Source organism: Pseudomonas sp. YQ_6, assembly GCF_043103245.1.
In the GTDB taxonomy this organism is placed as follows: Bacteria; Pseudomonadota; Gammaproteobacteria; order Pseudomonadales; family Pseudomonadaceae; genus Aquipseudomonas; species Aquipseudomonas alloputida.
Genome location: NZ_JBICJR010000054.1, coordinates 37,755 through 59,625 on the forward strand (window position 1 = coordinate 37,755; position 21,871 = coordinate 59,625).

At 62.7% G+C, this 21,871-nt stretch carries 15 protein-coding genes and 1 pseudogene; 9 read left to right on the forward strand and 7 right to left on the reverse strand.

Annotated elements, in window-relative coordinates; translation table 11 throughout:
* The first annotated feature begins 5 nt into the window (after window positions 1-5).
* Complete coding sequence (locus tag ACF8FG_RS18695; RefSeq protein WP_392519119.1) at window positions 6-3,287, forward strand: transporter substrate-binding domain-containing protein; 3,282 nt, start codon at window positions 6-8, stop codon at window positions 3,285-3,287.
* Here the strand turns inward: ACF8FG_RS18695 and ACF8FG_RS18700 are convergent.
* From ACF8FG_RS18700 to ACF8FG_RS18710, 3 genes and pseudogenes are all read right to left on the reverse strand, one after another.
* Window positions 3,253-3,747 carry a methyl-accepting chemotaxis protein gene (locus tag ACF8FG_RS18700; protein ID WP_371923980.1) on the reverse strand — a complete coding sequence of 165 codons (495 nt, stop codon included), beginning with the start codon at window positions 3,745-3,747 and terminating at the stop codon, window positions 3,253-3,255. The two genes, ACF8FG_RS18695 and ACF8FG_RS18700, sit on opposite strands and share 35 nt — an antisense overlap.
* A 42-nt stretch (window positions 3,748-3,789) precedes the next feature.
* Window positions 3,790-4,572: pseudogene (locus tag ACF8FG_RS18705) on the reverse strand (PAS domain-containing protein); the annotation flags it as partial.
* Between the two features lie 236 nt (window positions 4,573-4,808).
* Window positions 4,809-5,828, reverse strand: coding sequence for a LacI family DNA-binding transcriptional regulator (locus tag ACF8FG_RS18710; RefSeq protein ID WP_014590835.1), 1,020 nt, complete (start codon window positions 5,826-5,828; stop codon window positions 4,809-4,811).
* Window positions 5,829-6,034: 206 nt separating this feature from the next.
* On the opposite strand from ACF8FG_RS18710, the gene ACF8FG_RS18715 reads away from it, so the two are divergent.
* From ACF8FG_RS18715 to ACF8FG_RS18725, 3 genes are all read left to right on the forward strand, one after another.
* Window positions 6,035-6,574 carry a gluconokinase gene (locus ACF8FG_RS18715; protein WP_076403124.1) on the forward strand — a complete coding sequence of 180 codons (540 nt, stop codon included), beginning with the start codon at window positions 6,035-6,037 and terminating at the stop codon, window positions 6,572-6,574.
* 111 nt (window positions 6,575-6,685) lie between these two features.
* Window positions 6,686-8,038 (forward strand): GntP family permease, encoded by a 1,353-nt coding sequence (locus ACF8FG_RS18720; protein WP_318077765.1) that lies wholly within the window; start codon window positions 6,686-6,688, stop codon window positions 8,036-8,038.
* An 87-nt stretch (window positions 8,039-8,125) separates the two neighbouring features.
* Window positions 8,126-8,428 carry a hypothetical protein gene (locus tag ACF8FG_RS18725; RefSeq protein WP_014590832.1) on the forward strand — a complete coding sequence of 101 codons (303 nt, stop codon included), beginning with the start codon at window positions 8,126-8,128 and terminating at the stop codon, window positions 8,426-8,428.
* A gap of 14 nt (window positions 8,429-8,442) precedes the next feature.
* Here ACF8FG_RS18725 and ACF8FG_RS18730 read toward each other — a convergent pair whose 3' ends face one another.
* The 4 genes from ACF8FG_RS18730 to ACF8FG_RS18745 all read right to left on the reverse strand — a co-directional run bounded on the left by ACF8FG_RS18730 (window position 8,443) and on the right by ACF8FG_RS18745 (window position 13,858).
* Window positions 8,443-9,870 (reverse strand): sigma-54 dependent transcriptional regulator, encoded by a 1,428-nt coding sequence (locus ACF8FG_RS18730; protein WP_014590831.1) that lies wholly within the window; start codon window positions 9,868-9,870, stop codon window positions 8,443-8,445.
* Complete coding sequence (locus ACF8FG_RS18735; RefSeq protein WP_318077769.1) at window positions 9,839-11,332, reverse strand: HAMP domain-containing sensor histidine kinase; 1,494 nt, start codon at window positions 11,330-11,332, stop codon at window positions 9,839-9,841. Before ACF8FG_RS18735 ends, ACF8FG_RS18730 begins: the two co-directional genes overlap by 32 nt.
* Window positions 11,333-11,638: 306 nt before the next feature.
* The gene (locus tag ACF8FG_RS18740; protein WP_014590829.1) at window positions 11,639-13,090 is read right to left on the reverse strand and encodes a HAMP domain-containing sensor histidine kinase; all 1,452 of its coding nucleotides are present in this window, start codon (window positions 13,088-13,090) and stop codon (window positions 11,639-11,641) included.
* Between the two features lie 174 nt (window positions 13,091-13,264).
* Window positions 13,265-13,858, reverse strand: coding sequence for a lytic transglycosylase domain-containing protein (locus ACF8FG_RS18745; protein ID WP_014590828.1), 594 nt, complete (start codon window positions 13,856-13,858; stop codon window positions 13,265-13,267).
* Window positions 13,859-14,043: 185 nt separating this feature from the next.
* Here ACF8FG_RS18745 and gspG point away from each other — a divergent pair, with 185 nt between their 5' ends.
* The 5 genes from gspG to ACF8FG_RS18770 all read left to right on the forward strand — a co-directional run bounded on the left by gspG (window position 14,044) and on the right by ACF8FG_RS18770 (window position 21,708).
* The gene (gspG, locus tag ACF8FG_RS18750; protein WP_003253843.1) at window positions 14,044-14,469 is read left to right on the forward strand and encodes a type II secretion system major pseudopilin GspG; all 426 of its coding nucleotides are present in this window, start codon (window positions 14,044-14,046) and stop codon (window positions 14,467-14,469) included.
* 11 nt (window positions 14,470-14,480) lie between these two features.
* A complete protein-coding gene (locus ACF8FG_RS18755; RefSeq protein WP_019437524.1) occupies window positions 14,481-15,671 on the forward strand; it encodes a type II secretion system F family protein in 1,191 nt (396 codons plus the stop codon).
* Between the two features lie 191 nt (window positions 15,672-15,862).
* Window positions 15,863-17,104, forward strand: a complete 1,242-nt coding sequence (gene mexE, locus ACF8FG_RS18760; protein ID WP_003253847.1) for a multidrug efflux RND transporter periplasmic adaptor subunit MexE — start codon at window positions 15,863-15,865, stop codon at window positions 17,102-17,104.
* Window positions 17,105-17,116: 12 nt separating this feature from the next.
* Complete coding sequence (locus tag ACF8FG_RS18765; RefSeq protein WP_003253849.1) at window positions 17,117-20,296, forward strand: efflux RND transporter permease subunit; 3,180 nt, start codon at window positions 17,117-17,119, stop codon at window positions 20,294-20,296.
* The gene (locus ACF8FG_RS18770) at window positions 20,293-21,708 is read left to right on the forward strand and encodes an efflux transporter outer membrane subunit (protein WP_019437523.1); all 1,416 of its coding nucleotides are present in this window, start codon (window positions 20,293-20,295) and stop codon (window positions 21,706-21,708) included. Before ACF8FG_RS18765 ends, ACF8FG_RS18770 begins: the two co-directional genes overlap by 4 nt.
* The last annotated feature ends 163 nt before the right edge of the window (window positions 21,709-21,871 follow it).

Sequence of the window (21,871 nt, forward strand, 5' to 3'; positions counted from 1 at the left end):
CTGCCATGAAACAGTTGCTGGCGAGCGTCCTTCTGGCTATCGGCCTGGCCAACTCCCCGGAACTGCAGGCCAGCAGTGAACCACGCCACCTGCTGGCGCGCTCGATCAGTGCCGCTGCCCCGCTGACGTTATCCGGCGATGATCGCCACTGGCTGAAACAACGCCAACGCCTGGTACTGGGCAGTGCGCGCCCCGACTACCCCCCGTTCGAAATCAATGTCAGCCAGCATGACTATGAGGGGCTGAGCGCAGACTACGCCGGCATCATCGGCGAACAGCTGGACATCCCCATTGAAGTACGTCGTTTTGACAGCCGTCACGAGGCCATCACTGCCCTGCGTGATGGCCGTATCGACTTGTTGGGTAGCTCCAACGCCTTCGAGGCGGCGGACGCCGAGCTAAGCCTCAGCACCCCCTATGCCGACGACCTGCCAGTGATCGTCACCCGTGAAGGGCGCAGCTTGAAAAGTACGCCCGAGCTCGCCGGCCTGCGCCTGGCGATGGTCGATCACTACCTGCCGGCCGTCAGCGTTCGCACACTGTACCCCAAGGCGCAACTGAGCCTGTACCGCTCGACCCTGGCCGGGCTCGCTGCCGTGGCGCTGGGCGAGGCAGACGCCTATCTGGGCGATGCCATCAGCACTGACTACATGATCGGCAAAAGCTTTCAGGGCACGTTGAAAATCGACCATTTCTCTCAATTGGCCCCAGAGGCTTTTGCCTTCGCCATCGCCAGCGACAACCCGCGCCTGCATCGGCTGGTGGACAAGGCGCTGTCACGCATAAGCGAAAGTGAACGCCTGAACATTCTGCGCCGCTGGAGCAGTGGTAACACCAGCCTGCTGCTGCAGCGCCACCTCACAGCCTTGAGCGAAGAAGAAGAATCCTGGATCACCGCCCACCCCACTATCAGCGTACTGGTCAATACCTCGTTGGCACCGTTGACGTTCAACGATGCCCAGCACCGCCCTAGCGGTATCACCCTGGACCTGCTCAAGCAGATCTCGCTGCGCACGGGGCTGCAGTTCAAACCCGTCGAGAGTGCTTCATCGCAGGCCATGATCGACCGCCTGGTGCGGGGCGAGGCACAGATGATCGGGGCGCTGGGCTATGGTGCCGACCGCTTGAAGCAACTGCGCTATACCCGCCCCTACCTGGTCAGCCCGCGCGTGCTTGTTACCCGCAACGACGGTGAATCACCTGCACAGGCCAAGGCCCTGGATGGCAAGCGCATCGCCTTGGTGCGCGGCTCACCGCAGCAGGCCGTTTTGCAACAGCGATACCCGCAGGCCGAGATAGTCGAAGTTGACAACCCACTGGGCCAGATGGAGGCCGTGGCCAACGGTGTTGCCGACGCGGCCCTGAGCAGCCATATCAATGCTGCCTATTACATCAGCCATGTGTTCAAGGACCGTTTGCGCATCGCCAACATGCTCGACGACGCCCCGGCCATTGCCGCCTTTGCCGTAGCCGCCGACCAGCCCCAACTGCAGGCCATTCTCGACAAGGCGCTGCTAAGCATTCCACCTGAAGAACTGGACCAGTTGATCAACCGCTGGCGCACCAGCACACTGGTGAGCGACAGTCCCTGGCGCGACTACCGCACCCTGGCTTTGCAGGTGCTGGTGCTGTCGGCCCTGCTGCTGGCCGGGGTGGTGTTCTGGAACAGCTACCTGCGCAAGCTGATCAACCAGCGAACCGAGGCACAGCACGCGCTGCAGGCACAGCTCGCGCTGAGCCGCGGGCTGCTGGAACAGTTACGCCAGGCCAAGGACGATGCCGAACAGGCCAGCCAGACCAAAAGCACCTTCCTGGCCACCATGAGCCATGAGATCCGCACCCCGATGAATGCCGTGATCGATCTGCTGGAACTGGCCCTGGAAGATAGCCGCAGCGGCCGCAGCGACGCCCAGACCTTGCAGACCGCGCATGATTCGGCCATTGGCCTGCTTGAGCTGATTGGCGATATTCTCGACATTTCCCGCATCGAATCCGGGCACATCAGCCTGCAGCCAGTGCCTACCAATCTGGTCGAACTGGTGCGCGCCACGCTGCGGGTGTTCGAAGGCAATGCCCGGGCCAAAGGGTTGCATCTACACGGCGAGCTGCCCGCAGAGCCGGTATGGGTGCTGGCTGATCCACTGCGACTCAAGCAAATTCTGTCCAACCTGATCAGCAACGCCATCAAGTTCACCGACCGTGGTGAAGTGCAGGCATGCCTGCTGCTGCCCAAAGTTGCCGGCCACGGCATTCTGGCTATCGAGCTGGATGTGCGCGACACCGGCATCGGCATCAGCCCCGCCGACCAGGCCAGGCTGTTCAGTGCCTTCGTTCAGGTCGATGGCCCAAGGGCACGTCAAGGGGCAGGCCTGGGGTTGGTCATCAGCCGTACCCTGGCCGAACTGATGGGCGGCGCCCTGAGCCTTCAGAGCGTCGAGGGCGTTGGCACCCGGGTACAAGTCAGCCTGCGGTTACCCGTCTGCGAAGCACCGGCACAAGCGGACCCACAACTCACCACACATGAAAGTAACAGCGGCCCGCTCAATATCTTGGTGGTCGACGACTACCCGGCCAACCTGCTTTTGCTGGAACGGCAACTGCAAACCCTGGGGCACCATGTGACACTGGCGGAGAATGGCGAGATCGCCCTTGCACGCTGGCAGGAAGCGCGCTTCGACCTGGTGATCACCGATTGCAGCATGCCGGTCATGGACGGGCATGAGCTCACCCGGCGCATTCGCAGCCTGGAGGGCGAGCGCGGCCTGCCAGCAGGCCGTATTCTTGGCGTGACCGCCAACGCCCAGGCCGAGGAGCGTACTCGCTGCCTGGCCAGCGGCATGGACGAATGCCTGTTCAAGCCAATTGGTCTGCGCACGCTCAAGATCCATCTGCCCCAGGTGCGCCCTCAGCAGCCGTCGCCGGAGCCTTTCCATAGTGGATTCGACCTGGCCGAACTGCGTCACCTGACCCAGGACGACGAACAGTTGACGCGGCATTTGCTGGAGCAACTGTCGATAAGCGTCGGTGAAGACCTGGCCGCCCTGCGTGCCTTGGCAACAGACGCCCCTGATGAAACCGTGCGCGCCCTCGCCCATCGCATCAAGGGTGGCGCCAAAATGATCAGGGTGCGCACTGTGGTCAAAGACTGTGAAGCTATCGAACACGCCCACGCAAAAGGGCTGCCGACCGTCGAACAACGCGCGCAACTGCAACTGAGCCTGCAGGCACTGCTTGACGAGATGCGCGAGGCGCTCAATGCAATTGCAGCGTCGAAGTTATCTGGCTGATGGCGTCCACGACGTGCCGTGAGCCTTGCTGGATTTCCATGATCACCGTTCCCGCCTCATTGGCCAGCGCCACGCCGTGACCGGTGCGGTTGAGGCTCGATTGCATGCTGGCCACTGCCAATAGCGACAGGTCGTGGTTCTGCCGCACCACATCGACGATTTCCAGGGTGGCCTTGCTGGTTCGCGCGGCCAGATTGCGCACCTCATCGGCCACCACGGCAAAGCCGCGCCCGTGCTCGCCGGCACGCGCTGCCTCGATGGCTGCATTAAGGGCCAACAGGTTGGTCTGGTCGGCGATGCCCCGAATGGTCAGCACAATCTGCCCGATCACATCCGACTGCTTGTTTACCGCGTCGATGCTGCGCGCAGCGTCGTTAAGCTCCTGGGAAATCTGCTCGATTACCTGCACCGCCTGCTGCACCACTTCGGTACCCTTGCGCGCGCAGGCATCGGTCTGCACCGAGCTGGCATGGGCGGCATGGGCGGCGCTTTGCTGGGTGCAGACCTGGTGGGTGATGTCGCTGGCAAACTTGACCACTTTGCACAGGCGGCCCTTGCTGTCGAAGATCGGGTTGTAGGAGGCTTCCAGAAAAACGGTCTGCCCTTGCTTGTTGACGCGTTCGAAGCGGTGCGAGTGGTATTCGCCACGGTTCAGCGAAGCCCAGAACTCTCGGTACTGGGCCGATTCGCGTTCATGCGCCAGGCAGAACAGCCCGTGGTGGCGGCCAACCACTTCATCGAGGCGGTAGCCCATGGTGTCGAGAAAATTCTGGTTGGCCTTGATCACCCGGCCTTGGGGGGTGAACTCGATCACCGCCATGGAGCGGCTGATGGCCTTGAGCAGGCTTTCGCTCTCGTGCTCCAGCACCACCCGCTGGGTGATGTCCGACGCCACCTTGATTACGCTGGTGACTTGCCGATGCTCGTCCAGCACGGGCATGTAGCTGGCTTCCAGCCAGACCTCGCGCCCCGCCTTGTCGATACGCTCGAACGTACCGCTGATAGCCTTGCCCTGCCCCAACTCGCGCCACAGTTGCTGGTACTCGGCGCTTTTTGCATAGTCCGGCTCACAGAACAACCGGTGGTGCTCGCCACGCAGCTCGTCGGCGCTGTAGCCCATGGCCTGGCAGAAGCGCTCGTTGGCGTCGAGAATAGTACCGTCAGGGGCGAACTCGATCATCGCCATGGAACGGCCGATTGCGGACAGTTTGGCTTGCGCATTGGCCAACGCCTGGCGGCTGCGCTGGATTTCTGCCAAATCAGACTTGCGGTGGAAATCGAACATGACGCGGGGCTCCCTATGCGCGGTTTTCTGAGCATAGATCGCCGTTGGCAAGTCGTGGCATCTACAGCGCCTGTCTTGAACCAGCGCGCCCCCCCGTAGGAGCGGGTTCACCCGCGAACACCGGCACAGCCGGTGCCATGCCCCGCAACGCACGCTTCGCAGGTAAACCCGCTACACCTTCGTTTCGGGCCAATCATTCCTGTGGGATTCGCGCGAGAAGGCCTTGGCGGGCACTCTCAGGTGCTCTCCCGCACCATCAGCTCAAAGCCCAGATCCTGCTGCGCATTCGTCACCCGCTTGCCATCCAGCAACGCCAGCAGCGCCTGTGCTGCGCCCCGACCCACCGCGGCCCGCGGTGTGCGAATGGAGGTCAGCCGCGGGACCATATGCGCCGACGCAGGCAAATCGTTGAAACCGACCATCGCCACCTGGCGTGGCACCTCCACACCTTGACGCAAGGCCTGCAGCACCGCGCCCTGGGCCAGGTCGTCGTTACAGAAGAAGATGCCGTCGACATCCGGCGCCTGCTGCATCAGTTGACTGAACAGCGCGCTGCCCAGGGCAATCGACGATGGCTCCGGGGCCAACACCTCCAGCTCGGCGGCCTGCAAACCGGCCTCTGCCAATGCCTGACGGAAACCCTCGGCACGCTGCATCACCCTCGGGTCCAGCTGCGCGGCAATGAATGCAAGGCGCTTGCGCCCGCGCTCGATCAGGTGCCGTGCAGCAGCACGCCCGGCCTGATGCTGCGAGAAGCCGACCGACAAAGCCCCTGGCTCGCCATTGAGCTCCATCATGTGCACACACGGCACGCCGCTGGCAGCCAGCATCTGCCGGGCAGCATCGCTACGCTCAAAGCCGGTCAGCAAAATGCCGCAGGGCTGATAGGCCAGGTAATTGCGGATCAGGTTCTCTTCTTCGGCAAGGTCGTAGTGATAGTTGCCGATCAGCACCTCTAGCCCACGAGGGCGCATGACCTCGTGAATGGCCTCCAGGGTGTCGATGAACAGTTGGTTGGACAACGACGGGATCAACACCACCACCGACTGGCTGCGTGCCGACGCCAGCGCCCGGGCCGCCGGGTTGGCCACATAACCAAGGTTCGCCGCTGCGGCGATGACCTTTTCCACCAGGTCAGGCGCAACGGTGCTGACCCCGCGCAAGGCACGCGAAGCGGTGATCGGGGAAACCCCGGAAAGTCTGGCAACTTCAGCCAGGGTGGGACGACCTGTAGTTCGGGAGCCGGTGCGGGACATGAATGTTGTAATTTTACTACTTGCAAGGAGAGGGAACGGCCACTAAGGTAGCGCTGTCTCAGGATGCAGGCAATGTAATCTTTGGTAGCAGCCACCACGCGCTCGCCACCAGGCGTCCATACTGCGTAAGGACAAGACCAATAACACCGGGGAGGTGGCTGTTCGTCATCGGCGAGACAGCGCTATCTCACCCGCAGGAGGTACTGATGAATTCTCCCCTGTCCGCCATTGTAGTGATGGGCGTGGCCGGTTGTGGCAAAAGCTGCATCGGCGCCGCCATCGCTGCCAGAAGCGGCGGCCGCCTGATTGAAGGCGACGCTTTCCACCCTGCCGAAAACATCCGCAAGATGAGCGCTGGCATCCCGCTGGACGATAGCGACCGTGCCGGTTGGCTGGTACGCCTTGGTGAAGAGTTGCAAACCACCACCCAGGCCGGGGAACGCCCGATCCTGACCTGCTCGGCACTCAAGCGCCGCTACCGCGACACCCTGCGCGAGGCCATGCCCGGGCTGGTGTTCGTGTTCCTCGAACTGTCGCCTGCCGAGGCCGAAAAACGCGTACTGGCTCGCCCAGGGCACTTCATGCCGGCCAGCCTCATCGACAGCCAGTTCGCTGCCCTGGAATCGCCACGCGGCGAGCCACTAACGCTTGCACTGGACGCCACCCAACCGATCGAAGCACTGGCCGAAGCGGTGGACCACTGGCTAAAGCACTGCGGTGAGCCGGGCCTGGCACAAACCGCCTGACCTCGGCGGCATTTCCGTCTCACCAAAGACAGCGCTACCCCAACCCGTAAACGCGGCAAAGACTCCAAAAAGCTACGCCCAAAACAACGATAAGACCGAGGCCTTCAAACCATGTTCGGACTGGCTACTGATACCTTCCTGCTGCTCGACGCGCTGGTTACCATCGTCGGGCTGATCCTGCTGATCACCCATTTCAAGGTTCACCCCTTCGTCGCCCTCACCCTCGCGGCCGGCTTCCTGGGCCTGACTTCCGGCATGCCGGTGGACAAGGTCATGAAATCGTTCCAGGACGGTTTTGGCGGCGTACTCGGCTTCGTCGGTATCGTGCTCGCCCTGGGCACCATGCTCGGCAAGCTGATGGCCGACTCCGGTGGTGCCGACCAGATCGCACAAACCCTCATCCGCGCCTTCGGCAAGAAGAACGTGCATTGGGCGATGATGTTCGCCGCCTTCCTGGTGGGCATCCCGCTGTTCTTCGAAATCGGCTTTGTGCTGCTGATTCCCCTGGTGTTCATCGTCGCCCGGCGCTCGGGCGTCTCGTTGGTGAAAATCGGCATTCCGCTGCTGGCCGGCCTGTCGGTGGTGCACGGCCTGGTACCACCACACCCGGGCCCCTTGCTGGCGATCGGCATTTTCCAAGCGGACATTGGCAAGACCATCTTCTACGGCCTGATCGTCGCACTGCCCACCGCGATCATCGCCGGCCCTCTGTTCGGTAACTTCATTTCCCGCTACATCCCAGGCAACCCGTCCCAGGAGCTGATGGACCAGATCGCCAAGGACTCCGATCAGGGCAACCTGCCAAGCTTCAGCATCACCCTGATCACCGTACTGCTGCCGGTCGCGTTGATGCTGCTGAAAACGTTCGCCGACGTGGTGCTGCCTGCCGAGCACATCGTGCGCCAGTGGATGGACCTGATCGGCCACCCGATCACCGCCCTGCTCGCCGCCCTGCTACTGGCCTTCTACACCTTCGGTTCGGCCCGCGGCTTCAACCGCCAGCAGATCATGAAGATGCTTGACCAGAGCCTGGCACCGACTGCCGCCATCGTGTTGATCGTCGGCGCTGGCGGTGGCTTCAAGCAAATGCTGGTGGACACCGGCGTAGGCAACGTGATCGGGCAGATGGCGGTGCAGGCAGAAATTTCGCCGATCATGCTGGCATGGCTGGTGGCGGCGGTGATCCGCATCGCGACCGGCTCCGCCACGGTCGCCACCATCACCGGCGCAGGTATCGTGGCACCGGTGATCGACCTGGTGCCGGGGGTGAACCGTGAGCTGTTGGTACTGGCCACCGGTGCCGGCTCGCTGATCCTGTCGCATGTGAACGACGCCGGCTTCTGGCTGGTGAAGCAGTACTTCAACATGACCGTGGCAGAAACCTTCAAGACCTGGAGCATGATGGAGACGATCCTGTCCATCGTCGGCATCATTTTCATCATGTTGCTGTCGCTGGTGGTGTGACCGTTGATCGGGGTAATGGCACCTTGACGTTCCGGGTAAGGCCGAAGAGAAGTATGAGCCTTACCCATACAGCAAAAGGAGCCTGCCATGCCCCGCTCAATCATCCTGTCGATTGCCCTGCTCGCCTCGCCGCTGGCCTTTGCTGTCGGCACAGGTCCGACCTACCCCGACGACCCGCACAATACGGCGCCACAGCCAGGCGTGGACAGCACCCTCAACCCGATCGAGAAGCCTTTGCCGCGGGACACCGACCCGCGCATACAGGGCAACGAACCGCAAAGCCCGCCGGCGAAGCAGAATGACAACCGCGATCTGCCGGGGATGGATGGCAGTGGGTCGGAAGGTACCGGCCGGCAAGGAGAAGGCAGCTCGGGCACAGGTAACCCCTGACGACACGGCCTGTACTACCACTGACGCTTGTCAGGCCGGGTCAGCCCCAGCTTCTCGATCCGGTAACGCAACATATCCCGCGACAACCCAAGCATCCGCGCCGACTTGGTCACGTTCCAGTCGGTGCGGTCCAGGGTCTTGCAGACGAGGTCGCGCTCCATGTCAGGCAGGCTTGTACCCGGTTCTGGCTCGTGCCGCGGCAGTTCGAACATGGCCGCCATCGGCTGTTGCGCCAACGGCTCGTCAACCAAGGTCATGCACAGGTTCAACTGATGCGCCTGCACCACCTCGTTCGGCGCCAGCAACACAGTCTGCTCCAGCATGTTGCGCAATTCACGCACATTGCCAGGCCAGCTATAACCGAGCAGCAGGCTTTCAGCCTCGGCCGAAAAGCGCAGGTTCGGCTTGCCATAGCGCCGGCTATGGTGGGCAAGGAAATGCCGCGCCAGTAGCAGGATGTCCTGCCCACGCGAATAAAGGCGCGGCACCTTCAGGGCGATAATGCGAAGGCGGAAGAACAGGTCACGCCTGAATTTGCCCTGCTGCACCATTTGCTCCAGGTTACAGTTGGTGGCGCTGATCACTCGCAGATCCACCTTACGTTCCTTCACGGCACCAATCCGGCGGATGCTGCGGTCTTCCAGCAACTTGAGCAGCTTGGCCTGCAGCACCAGGTCCATTTCGCCAATCTCGTCAAGGAACAAGGTACCGCCATCGGCAGCCTCCACCAGGCCTACGCGGCGCTCCTTGGCATCGGTGAACGCGCCCTTCTCGTGGCCAAACAGTTCGGCCTCAAGCAGGTTGGCAGGGATCGAAGCGCAATTGAACTCGATGAACGGCCCCTTACTGCGCGAACCATCGAAATGCAGGGCACGGGCCACCAGTTCCTTGCCAGTACCGGTCTCGCCTTCGATCAGCACCGGTGGCAGGTCGTCACTGGCCATGCGCCGTTCGGCATCGAGTACCTGGCGCAGGGTGTGCTTGAGGGTGAGCATCACTGGCGACTCGCCGATCAAAGCCTGCAACCCGGACTTCTGCGCCTCGCGCTCCTGGTAGAACGACAGCGTGCGCTCCATGCGCTCGGTAGCCAGGGCTTTGTCCAGGGTCAGTTTGAGCTCGGCCAGTACCACCGGCTTGGTCAGGTAATGAAACGCGCCCTCCTTCATCGCCTGCACGGCATCTTCGACATTGCCGTAGCCGGTCATCATGATCACTTTCAGGTCCGGCGCCTGGGCCACCAGGGTACGTAGCAGGTCGTGCCCGCTCATGCCTGGCAACGAGTTGTCGGTCAGCACCGCGTCAGGTTGCGCCCGCTTTATGTGCTCCAGCGCCAGCTCCGCGCTATGGCACACGATGACTTCGTAGCCCTTGAGGCTGAGGTAGGTGCGAATGTTGTCGGCAAGGATTTCATCATCCTCGACGACCAGGATGCTGTGGTCCATGTTCCCCTCCCGCTGCAATATTGAATGTAAGGCTGACGCGGGTTCCTTCCTCTTCGCGGCTGCTCAGGCTGACCGAGCCGCCAAAACGTTCCATGATGCGTTTGACCAGGGCCAGGCCTACACCGAGGCCACCCTGCTTGGTCGTGAAGAACGGTTTGAACACCATCCGTTCCTGCTGTTGGCTCATGCCTTTGCCAGTGTCGGTCAGCACGAACTCGGCACGCAGGCCTTCTTGCACATTGACCTGGGCATTGAGCATCCCGCCAGCGGGCATGGCCTCCAGGGCGTTGGAAAACAGGCTGTTGAGAATCTGCGTGAGCTGCAGCGGCTGGCTGACCACCCATTGCACGTCAGGCCCTTCGAAATGGAAGCGCACGCCGTTGCGTTCGATCTGCCGGGCAAAGGCAAGGTGTGTGTCCTCGATGGCCGCTATCAGGTCCACGGCCTCGGGTTTGTCGCTGGCCGGGCGCAACGACACCAGCAGGTCGCGCACCCAGCGCGACATGCGGTCGACCTGGCTGATGATGTCAGTGATGTTCTTCTGCGCAGCAGCGTTGGCGGTTTCCTGGGCAAGTTCGGCGCTGGAGCGTATGTTGGCCAGCGGGTTACGCATGCTGTGAGCCACGGCCGACGACATTTCTCCCAGCGCCACGTAGGTTTCGCTTGCCACCAGCCGCTCCTGCTGCAGATGCAGCATGTGCGCCGCACGGCGCACGATCCAGAACAGGCCGAAGTAAATCAACGCCCCACCCACCAGTGTCGAGGCCCAGATCAGCACATAGCCGCGCTGGATGCGCCGGATGAGGTCCTGCGGCTCCTTGTAGATTTCCACCATAGCCAGTACCTGCTTACCCTGGCTGTCGAACAGCGGGATGTAGTTCTCGATGAACAGGTAGCGTGGTGCGCGCTGGAACTTCTGCTCTTCGCGATCCTCGGCGGCCTTGTGATAACTGGCCGACACCGCCTTGCGCGAGCGGAAGGCCCGCTCAAGATCGCCATCAACTTCTATCCGCTTGCCGATCAGCTCTACGTTGGTGGACCAGACAATGGTGCGGTCGCGGGCATAGACGTTGGCCAGCAAGGTGTCCGGCAGGTGCTCGACATGATCGAGGAACTCGATACGGGTCGATTCGGCCATGGCCGGGGTGAACTGCAAGTGCTGCTGGTCCAGCCGCGGGTCCAGCAAATCGCCCATGGTGCTGCCAGGCGGCAATTGCGAATGCCGCACTTCGGCCTGGGCCATTGCCTGAATGAACTGCGCGGTAAGCATGGCATCGCGCTCCACGCTATCGCGCACCACGAAGCGCGTCGACACATAACCAAGCCCACCTGCCACCGAGGCAATGATCAACAGGCTGATCACCGAAAACCAGCGCAGCAGGTTGAATTCACGCAAGGGTACGGCCCGTCCGCTGGCGGTCGCATTGGCCTTGTCGGGCGCTTCGTCTTCCAGCATCTGCATCGCGTGGTTCCCGCGCAGGGTATACGTTCAGAACTGCATCAAGGCCAATGGCAGCAGCCACTGGGTAGCAATCCACCTGGGCAGTCGCAGCTGCCATTTGTCGCGTGTCGCGCTTCACAAACTTCGCTGCAAAAACTTGGCCAGCAGAAAAATGCTAAATTAAAACCTTTATTTTTCAGCAGGTTGCCAGAACTTATTAAACGTGATCAGAGGAAGATCCCCCACATTTGGGTGATTTTCACCCAAAACCGTAAATCCTTTACATATCAACATCTTACTAAACTATATTGATGTCATTTGACGTACTCAGGCCAGTCGGAAGCTTAACGAAACCCTCGTGCCATGGCCTTCGCTGCTGCTGAGCCGGACCGTACCGCCGAAACGTTCCATGATGCGTTTCACCAGCACCAACCCCACCCCCAGTCCACCCTGTTTGGTGGTAAAGAACGGCCGAAAAGCCATACGCTGCTGCTCTTCGTTCATGCCCTTGCCATTGTCGGACAAACGCAAGGTCAAGCTGCGCCGGTTGTGACGTACCACCTCGATACGCAACCGCCCGCCCTGCTCCATCGACTCCAGGGCATTGGCGATCAGGCTACTGAACACCTGGCGCAGCAATACCGGGTGCCCCAACACTTGCACGGCCGGTAACGGTTGCAGGTCCAGGCTTACTCCGCCGCGCGCCAGCGGCACAGCGTAGGTCTGCAGGCTTTCCTGCAACGCCTGCGGCAAGTCCACCGCCAACGCCTCGTCGTTCAGCGGCCGCAGTGACTGCAGCATCTGGCGGATCCACTGCGACATGCGATCGACCTGGCTGATGATATCGTTGACTTGGCGTTGCGCCGGGCCTTCGTCGAACGCCAGGGCCAGTTCGGCACTTGAGCGGATGCTGGCCAGCGGGTTGCGCAGGCTATGGGCCACCGCCGAAGACACCTCACCCAGTGCCACGTAGGTTTCGCTGCTGATCAGGCGTTTCTGCTGCACCGCCAGCAGCCGTGCAGCGCGGTGCATGATGCCGTAAAGGCCGACATAGACCAGTGCAGCGCCGACGGTTATGGCCAACCAGATCAGGACCAGGCCATGCTCGATGCGTGCGATCAGGTCATGGGGCTCTTTATAGATCTCGACCATCGCTGTGACCTGCTCGCCATCGGCATCGAACAGCGGAATATAGTTCTCGATCAATAGCTGCCGGGGCGGGATGATGAACTTCTGCTCGGAGCGGGCCTGTTCGAAATTCTGGTAGCTGGCCGAAACCCGCATCTTGTACTCGAAAGCCCGATTCAAGTCTTCGTCGCCTTCAATCAGCTTGCCGATCAGTGCCGGGTTGGTGGACCAGATCACTGTATGGTCCAAAGCATAAATATTGGCCAGCAGCATATCGGGCAGGTGAGCGATATGGTCAAGGAACTCGCCGCGGGCCTTGCGCCGGGCTTGCGGGTCGACGTCGGGCAAGTTATTGCGGTCTGTGCGCGGGTCGAGCAGTTCGCCCATGGTCCGCACATTGGGGATCGACACATGGCGCACTTCGGCATCGGCGATGGAGGTGATGAACTGTGCGGTGAGTAACGCATCGCGCTCGACGCTCTCGTCGATGATGAAGCGGCTGGAAATCAACCCCAACCCGGCAGCCACCGAGAGGATGATGGCTAAACTGACCCAGGCATACCAGCGCAGCAGGTTGAATGGCTTGCGCGGGGCGGCCAACTCGCTATCGGCAGGCACGTCAATAGTGTCGGAACGAGGGGCGACGTCCATAACGGACACCTCAGCTGGTCACCTTTAGAAGGTTATAGCCCAGGCTTGGGGAAACCATGGTATTAAATTGATGGCATCCGCCGAAGGGTATTTGACCCCTCCTCACTTCGCCTACCCGAAACAGCCTGAAGGTGGTGCAGACCCTGTGGGAATGCGTGAGCTGCAAGCCAGTCGTTACAAAGGCGAATCGTCAGCCAACCCTTGCAACTTGCGATACTCCCGCAACACCGTGGGCACATAGCGCCGGGTCTCGGCAAACGGCGGCACGGCACCGCGCCGCAGCACAGCATCCGGGCCGGCGTTGTAGGCCGCCACGGCCAAGGTGATGTCATTGTCAAACAGGGTGAGCATCTGCTTGAGGTAGCGTGCCCCGCCTTGCACATTGTCTTCCGGGTCGAGGCGGTCTTGCACCCCCATCTCGCGGGCGGTGTCCGGCATCAGTTGCATCAACCCCACTGCACCCGCCCGCGAACGGGCTTTGGGGTTGTAGCCGGACTCGGCTTTGATCACTGCATGCAGCAGCGCCGGCGGTAGGTTGTGGACACGCGCAGCCGTGGCGACTACCTCGGCGTAAGGGCGGCCGGTGATCATCTGCGCTTTGACCGGCCCACCCTGGGCCAGCGGCTCGTTGATCACCTTCTCGTAGTGTCGCCCGGGTCGATGGACATTGGTCAGTACGTAGCCACCCTTGGCATCGATTGAGATGTACACATCGGCCTGGGCAGCACCTGCCGCCAGCCAGATCAAACCAAGGATGAGTCCACGCATGCCGGTCGCCTCTTCGTCGTGGCCCCCGATGTGGGGGAAATGCCCCGGAAAACCCGAGGACAGTCACCACGACGCAAGCACTGTGCCGCTTCCTGTGCCGCATGACGCAAGGCCCCGAGGCAGACGTGCACGGCTGTTGCATGGTGCCTGTCAACGCTTGTTCCCATGCAGTGGAGGGTTTCACCATGCAGCGCAGAACCAACCCGCAACGTGGCTTCACTCTGCTTGAACTCCTGGTGGTCCTGGTGGTACTCGGCCTGCTGGCCGGCATCGTCGCACCCAAGTACTTCAGTCAGCTCGGCCGCTCCGAGGCCAAGGTAGCGCGGGCGCAGATCGAGGGGCTGAGCAAGGCCCTGGACTTGTATCGTCTGGAGGTCGGCCACTACCCCAACAGCGAACAAGGCTTGCAGGCGCTGGTGGTCGCGCCCAGTGGCGAGGCTCGCTGGACCGGCCCGTACCTGCAGAAGGCCGTGCCGCAAGATCCGTGGGGCCGCCCTTATATCTACCGGCAACCCGGTGAGAACGGCGGTGAGTACGACCTGCTGTCGATGGGCAAGGACGGCCAGCCGGGCGGCGATGGCGAAAACGCCGAAATCACCAGTTGGCAGTAAGGAGAGCGGCCATGCGCTACAGCCTCAAGGCCCTGGGTAGGCAGGGCGTGGTGCAGTTGCAGATCGACGCCGAGGACGCCGACCAGGCCCGCCGCCAGGCCGAAGACCAAGGCCTGCGTGTGCTCAGCCTGCGCAGCAGCAGCGGCGCCCTGCGCGGCATGGCCTGGCGCCGTGAGGCGGCATTCGACCTGGTGTTGTTCAGCCAGGAACTGTCAACCTTGCTCAATGCCGGCCTGCCGCTGATCGACGCACTGGAAAGCCTGGCGGAGAAGAGCCCGGCCGCGACAGCGCGCAAGGTGCTCGCCGAGCTGGTGCGCCAGCTGTACGAGGGCCGCTCGCTGTCCCAGGCGCTGGGCCAGCAACCGCGGGTTTTCCCGCCGTTGTATGTAGCGCTGGTGCAGTCCAGCGAACGCACCGGTGCTCTGGGCGACGCCCTCACCCGCTATATCAGCTATCGTCAGCGCCTGGACCTGGTCCGGCAGAAGCTGGTGGGTGCCTCGGTCTACCCGTTACTGCTGTTGCTGGTGGGAGGCGGTGTGGTGCTGTTCCTGCTCGGCTACGTGGTGCCGCGTTTCAGCCAGGTGTTCGAGGGCATGGGCACCGAGCTACCCTGGCTGTCACGGGTGCTGATGCAGGTCGGCCTGTTTCTGCATGCCCAGCAAGCGCCACTGGCGCTGGGCACCGTCGGTGGGGTCGCGGCGCTTTGGCTGCTACGCCGGCACCCGCGTGTACGCTATTGGGCCTCCTGCCAACTGCGGCGTCTGCCCGCACTGCACCAGCGCCTGATGATGTACGAGCTGGCGCGTTTCTATCGCTCGCTGGGCATTCTGCTGCAAGGCGGCATCCCCATCCTCACCGCCATGGGCATGGCCCGCGGCCTGCTCGGCAACGCAGCAGCGCAGGGCCTGGAGCAGGCCAGCCAGCGCGTGGGCGAAGGGCTGCCCCTTTCCGATGCACTGGCCGCTGGGCACCTGGTGACGCCGGTATCCCTGCGCCTGCTGCGCGCTGGCGAGCAGTCTGGCAACCTGGGCGAGATGCTGGAGCGCTGCGCCGACTTCCATGACCAGGAAATCGGCCGCTGGGTGGAATGGTTCGTCAAACTGTTCGAACCGCTGCTGATGACCTTCATCGGCCTGCTGATCGGCCTGATCGTGATCCTTATGTACATGCCGATATTCGAGCTGGCCTCAAGTATTCACTGAATGGCCAGGCCCAGGCTTTCGCGTAACCCGGAGCCCGCGCAGGCGGTGTTCTGCGCCCAACCCTGGCCGCCATCGATAGTTGATCCCCACTTATCATTCAGCGTGATATTAACCTTCGTCCCGTTCGATTCGTGCCTCGCGCGCAACACACTCACACTCCGCCCACTACTAATACTTTGGCGGAGTTCTCCATGGAACAATCACTCAAACCTTTGCGCTTCCCCCTCGCTGCCCTGGCAGTGGTGGTGATCAGCGCTTGCGGTCGAACCCCCGACGCCGTGCAGGCTCCCGCCGCGCCCAAGGTAAGTGTGGCTAAGGTGATCGAACAACCGATCACCGAATGGGACGAGTTCACCGGCCGCCTCGAAGCCCCGGAAACCGTCGAAGTGCGCCCGCGGGTCTCCGGCCAGATCGACCAGGTCGCCTTCACCGAAGGCGCCCAGGTCAAGAAAGGCGACCTGCTGTTCCAGATCGACCCGCGCCCGTTCCAGGCTGAAGTCCGCCGCCTCGAAGCCCAACTGCAACAGGCCAAGGCCACCGCCATCCGCAGCGCCAACGAAGCCCGCCGTGGCGAGCGCCTGCGTGATAGCAACGCCATCTCCGCCGAACTGGCCGAATCGCGCAGCAGTGCCGCCGCCGAAGCCCGTGCCGGCGTCGATGCGATCCAGGCCCAGCTCGACCTGGCACGCCTGAACCTCAGCTTCACCCGCGTCACCGCGCCCATCAGCGGCCGTGTCAGCCGCGCCGAGTTCACCGCCGGCAACATCGTTACCGCCGATGTCACCCCGCTGACCAGTGTGGTGTCCACCGACAAGGTCTACGCCTACTTCGACGCCGACGAGCGCGTGTACCTCAAGTACACCCAGCTGGCCCGTGAAGGCCAGCGGAGCCAGAGCACCCCGGTATACCTGGGCCTGACCAACGAAAGCGGCAACCCGCATCTGGGCCAGATGAACTTCGTCGACAACCAGGTCAACCCGCGCACCGGCACCATCCGCGGCCGCGCGGTATTCGACAACAGCAACGGCCAGTTCACCCCGGGCCTGTATGCGCGCCTGAAGCTGGTCGGCAGCGCCCAGTACGACGCCATGCTGATCAACGACGAAGCCGTGGGTACCGACCTTGGCAAGAAGTTTGTGCTGGTCATGGACAAGGACAACAAAGCCACCTATCGCGCCGTGGAACTGGGGCCAAAGCTGGAAGGCTTGCGCATCGTGCGCAGCGGCCTGGGCAAGGACGACCGCATCGTGGTCAAGGGCCTGCAGCGCGTGCGCCCTGGTTCGCCGGTAACCCCGGAAGAAACACAGATGGCCAGCGAGCAAACCCTCGCCGCCCTCGCCCAGCAGCGTCAGGCCCTGGAGGCCAGCAACCCGGCGCCGAAGGTGGCGGGCAACAACGTGAAAGTCGCCAGCGCCCAGGCGCCACGCGGTTAAGGGACCCTACCGATGAACTTCTCGAAATTCTTCATTACCCGGCCGATCTTCGCCGCGGTGCTGTCGCTGGTGCTGCTGATCGCGGGTTCTATCTCGCTGTTCCAGCTGCCGATCAGCGAATACCCCGAAGTGGTACCGCCCACCGTGGTGGTGCGCGCCAACTTCCCCGGCGCCAACCCCAAGGTCATCGGTGAAACCGTTGCCGCGCCACTGGAGCAGGCCATTACCGGTGTGGAGAACATGCTGTACATGTCCTCCCAATCCACTGCGGACGGCAAGCTGACGCTGACTATCACCTTCGCCCTGGGTACCGATCTGGACAACGCCCAGGTGCAGGTGCAGAACCGCGTGACCCGCACCCAGCCCAAGCTGCCCGAGGAAGTGACCCGTATCGGTATCACCGTCGACAAGGCCTCGCCTGACCTGACCATGGTCGTGCACCTGACCTCGCCGGACAACCGCTACGACATGCTCTACCTGTCCAACTACGCCATCCTCAACATCAAGGACGAACTGGCGCGCCTGGGCGGCGTAGGCGACGTGCAGCTGTTTGGCATGGGCGACTACTCGCTGCGCGTCTGGCTGGACCCGAACAAGACCGCTTCGCGCAACCTGACGGCCAGTGATGTGGTCGCGGCAATCCGCGAGCAGAACCGCCAGGTGGCGGCCGGCCAGCTGGGCGCGCCGCCTGCCCCAGGCTCGACCAGTTTCCAGCTGTCGATCAATACCCAGGGCCGTCTGGTCAACGAGGAAGAGTTCGAAAACATCATCATCCGCGCCGGTGCCGATGGCGAGATCACCCGCCTGAAAGATATCGCCCGGGTCGAACTCGGCTCCAGCCAGTACGCCCTGCGCTCGCTGCTGAACAACCAGCCGGCGGTGGCCATCCCGATCTTCCAGCGCCCAGGCTCCAACGCCATCGAGATCTCCGACGAAGTGCGGGCGAAAATGGCTGAGCTGAAAAAGGACTTCCCGGAAGGGATGGACTACAGCATCGTCTATGACCCGACCATCTTCGTGCGCGGCTCCATCGAAGCGGTGGTGCACACCCTGTTCGAAGCCCTGGTGCTGGTGGTGCTGGTGGTGATCCTGTTCCTGCAGACCTGGCGCGCCTCGATCATCCCGCTGCTGGCTGTGCCGGTCTCGCTGATCGGTACCTTCGCGGTCATGCACCTGTTCGGTTTTTCACTCAACGCGCTGTCGTTATTCGGGCTGGTGCTTGCCATCGGTATCGTGGTGGACGATGCCATCGTCGTGGTGGAGAACGTCGAACGTAACATCGGGCTGGGCCTCAAACCGCTGGAAGCCACGCAAAAAGCCATGAGCGAAGTGACCGGGCCGATCATCGCCACCGCCCTGGTGCTGTGCGCGGTGTTCGTACCTGCAGCGTTCATTTCCGGCCTGACCGGGCAGTTCTACAAGCAGTTCGCCCTGACCATCGCCATCTCGACCGTCATTTCGGCGTTCAACTCGCTGACCCTGTCGCCAGCCTTGGCCGCGGTGCTACTCAAGGACCATCACGCCCCCAAGGACCGTTTCTCACGGTTCCTCGACAAGCTGCTGGGCAGCTGGCTGTTCTCCCCTTTCAACCGCTTCTTCGACCGGGCCAGCCACAGCTACGTCGGTGGCGTGCGCCGCGTCATCCGCTCCAGCGGCATCGCCCTGTTCGTGTATGCCGGCCTGATGGGCCTGACCTACCTCGGCTTCTCGTCCACGCCGACCGGTTTCGTGCCGGCCCAGGACAAGCAGTACCTGGTGGCCTTCGCCCAGCTGCCGGACGCGGCCAGCCTCGATCGTACCGAAGCGGTGATCAAGCGCATGAGCGAAATCGCCCTCAAGCAGCCTGGCGTGGCCGACTCGGTAGCCTTCCCGGGCCTGTCGATCAACGGTTTCACCAACAGCCCTAACAGCGGCATCGTGTTCACCCCGCTCAAGCCATTCGATGAGCGCAAGGACCCGAGCCAGTCGGCGGCAGCCATCGCAGCCGCGCTGAATGCCCAGTTCGCCGACATCCAGGACGCTTACATCGCGATCTTCCCACCGCCGCCGGTACAGGGCCTGGGCACGATTGGCGGCTTCCGTCTGCAAATCGAAGACCGTGGCAACCTGGGTTACGAAGCGCTGTACAAGGAAACCCAGAACATCATCGCCAAGAGCCACAATGTCCCGGAGCTGGCAGGCCTGTTCACCAGCTACCAGGTCAACGTGCCACAAGTCGATGCCGCCATCGACCGGGAAAAGGCCAAGACCCACGGTGTGGCGATCACCGACATCTTCGACACCCTGCAGGTTTACCTGGGCTCGCTGTACACCAACGACTTCAACCGCTTTGGCCGCACTTACCAGGTCAACGTCCAGGCCGAGCAGCAGTTCCGCCTTGATGCCGAGCAGATCGGCCAACTGAAGGTGCGCAACAACCTTGGCGAGATGATCCCGCTGGCGACCTTCCTCAAGGTCAGCGACACCTCCGGGCCGGACCGGGTCATGCACTATAACGGCTTCATCACTGCCGAGATCAACGGCGCTGCCGCCCCGGGCTACAGCTCTGGTCAGGCGGAAGCTGCGATCGAGAAGTTGCTGAAAGAGGAACTGCCCAACGGCATGACCTTCGAGTGGACCGACCTGACCTACCAGCAGATCCTCTCGGGCAATACCGCATTGCTGGTGTTCCCGCTGTGCGTGCTGCTGGCGTTCCTGGTGCTGGCCGCCCAGTACGAAAGCTGGAGCCTGCCGCTGGCGGTGATCCTGATCGTGCCGATGACCCTGCTGTCGGCCATCACCGGTGTGATCGTATCGGGTGGCGACAACAACATCTTCACCCAGATCGGCCTGATCGTACTGGTTGGCCTGGCGTGCAAGAACGCGATCCTGATCGTCGAGTTCGCCAAGGACGAACAGGCCAAGGGCCTCGATCCGCTGGCTGCGGTGCTGGAAGCCTGCCGCCTGCGTCTGCGGCCGATCCTGATGACCTCGATCGCCTTCATCATGGGTGTGGTGCCCCTGGTGTTCAGCTCCGGTGCAGGTTCGGAAATGCGCCATGCCATGGGTGTGGCGGTGTTCTCGGGGATGATCGGCGTGACCGTGTTCGGCCTGTTCCTGACCCCGGTGTTCTTCTTCCTGATCCGCCGTTTCGTCGAGCGTCGCCAGGCCCGCAAGGCTGAACACGCTCAAGTGCTGGAGAACCATGCATGAACCTGCTCAAACCCTTGACCCCAAGCCTGCTGGCACTGGCCCTGGCGGCCTGTGCGGTAGGCCCGGACTACCAGGCGCCAGCCACCGAACCTGCACAACTGGGCAGCGATGTGCAGGCCAGGGCCTACGACCGTAGCCGCTTCGAGAGCCTGTGGTGGAAGCAGTTCGACGACCCGGTGCTGAACCAGCTGGTGCAGGCTTCGCTGGACGGCAACCGTGACTTGCGCGTGGCTTTCGCCCGCCTGAAGTCCGCTCGCTCGATTCGAGAAGATGCCGAGAACGACCCGTTCCCGGTGGTTACCAGCCGTGCCAGCAGCGACATCGGTAAGGGTCAGATCCCCGGCCAGACCACCGAACGGGTCAATAGTGAGCGCTACGACCTGGGCCTGGACATGGCCTGGGAACTTGACCTGTTCGGGCGCATCCAGCGCCAGATCGAAGCCAGCGAAGCCCAGGAAGCAGTGGCCGCCGCCGACCTGCAACAGTTGCAGGTCAGCCTGATCGCCGAACTGGTCGATGCCTACGGGCAGCTGCGCGGTGCCCAGTTGCGCGAGAAGATCGCCCTGGCCAACCTGAAGACCCAGCAGGAATCGCGCACCATCACCGAAACCCTGCGCGATGCGGGCGTGGGCAATGACCTCGACGTGGTGCGCGCCGATGCGCGCCTGGCCGGGGTCGAAGCCACCGTGCCGCAACTGCAAGCCGAACAGGCACGAGCGCGGCATCGCATCGCCACCCTGCTCGGCCAGCGCCCTGACGCGCTCAGCGTAGACCTGTCGCCCAAGGCCCTGCCGGCCATCGCCAAGGCGCTGCCGGTCGGTGACCCGGGTGAGCTGCTGCGCCGCCGCCCGGACATCCGCAGCGCCGAGCGCCAGCTGGCGGCCGCCACCGCCAACGTTGGCGTGGCCACCGCCGACCTGTTCCCCCGCGTCAGCCTCAGTGGCTTCCTCGGCTTTACCGCCGCACGCGGCTCGCAGATCGGCTCGTCGGCGGCCAACGCCTGGGCGCTGGGCCCGAGCATCACCTGGGCGGCCTTCGACCTGGGCAGCGTGCGGGCCCGCCTGCGCGGCGCCAAGGCCGATGCCGAAGGGGCACTGGCCAACTACGAACAGCAGGTGCTGCTGGCACTGGAAGAGTCGGCCAACGCCTTCAGCGATTACGACAAGACCCAGCAGCGTCTGCTGTCGCTGATGCGCCAGAGCGACGCCAGCCGCAAGGCTGCAGAACTGGCCTCGATTCGATATCGCGAGGGTACCGTGGACTACCTGGTACTGCTCGATGCCGAACGTGAGCGGCTAAGTGCTGAAGATGCACAAGCTCAGGGTGAAGTCGACCTTTATCGCGGCATCGTTTCGATCTACAAGGCCCTGGGTGGCGGCTGGCAACCGGAGACAGTGGCCAGCGCACACTGATTCCACTGTCTCAACGACTCCTTTGGTTGGCTCCTCCCCCAACCGTTTGCCCCGCAGGCCATGGCCCGCGGGGCTTTTTTATGTTTGCCATCGTATTCACCCCAATACGCAGTGCATGGAATGCCACCTCAGGCCTGGCGCCAGGCGAGCGGCGTGCCCGGTT

Bases quoted from the DNA above. Each gene is read 5' to 3' on its own strand.
- ACF8FG_RS18695 (WP_392519119.1), top strand. From the start codon at position 6: ATGAAACAGTTGCTGGCGAGCGTCCTTCTGGCTATCGGCCTGGCCAAC.
- ACF8FG_RS18710 (WP_014590835.1), bottom strand. From the start codon at position 5,828: ATGTCCCGCACCGGCTCCCGAACTACAGGTCGTCCCACCCTGGCTGAA.
- ACF8FG_RS18715 (WP_076403124.1), top strand. From the start codon at position 6,035: ATGAATTCTCCCCTGTCCGCCATTGTAGTGATGGGCGTGGCCGGTTGT.
- ACF8FG_RS18720 (WP_318077765.1), top strand. From the start codon at position 6,686: ATGTTCGGACTGGCTACTGATACCTTCCTGCTGCTCGACGCGCTGGTT.
- ACF8FG_RS18725 (WP_014590832.1), top strand. From the start codon at position 8,126: ATGCCCCGCTCAATCATCCTGTCGATTGCCCTGCTCGCCTCGCCGCTG.
- ACF8FG_RS18730 (WP_014590831.1), bottom strand. From the start codon at position 9,870: ATGGACCACAGCATCCTGGTCGTCGAGGATGATGAAATCCTTGCCGAC.
- ACF8FG_RS18735 (WP_318077769.1), bottom strand. From the start codon at position 11,332: ATGCAGATGCTGGAAGACGAAGCGCCCGACAAGGCCAATGCGACCGCC.
- ACF8FG_RS18740 (WP_014590829.1), bottom strand. From the start codon at position 13,090: ATGGACGTCGCCCCTCGTTCCGACACTATTGACGTGCCTGCCGATAGC.
- ACF8FG_RS18745 (WP_014590828.1), bottom strand. From the start codon at position 13,858: ATGCGTGGACTCATCCTTGGTTTGATCTGGCTGGCGGCAGGTGCTGCC.
- gspG (WP_003253843.1), top strand. From the start codon at position 14,044: ATGCAGCGCAGAACCAACCCGCAACGTGGCTTCACTCTGCTTGAACTC.
- ACF8FG_RS18755 (WP_019437524.1), top strand. From the start codon at position 14,481: ATGCGCTACAGCCTCAAGGCCCTGGGTAGGCAGGGCGTGGTGCAGTTG.
- mexE (WP_003253847.1), top strand. From the start codon at position 15,863: ATGGAACAATCACTCAAACCTTTGCGCTTCCCCCTCGCTGCCCTGGCA.
- ACF8FG_RS18765 (WP_003253849.1), top strand. From the start codon at position 17,117: ATGAACTTCTCGAAATTCTTCATTACCCGGCCGATCTTCGCCGCGGTG.
- ACF8FG_RS18770 (WP_019437523.1), top strand. From the start codon at position 20,293: ATGAACCTGCTCAAACCCTTGACCCCAAGCCTGCTGGCACTGGCCCTG.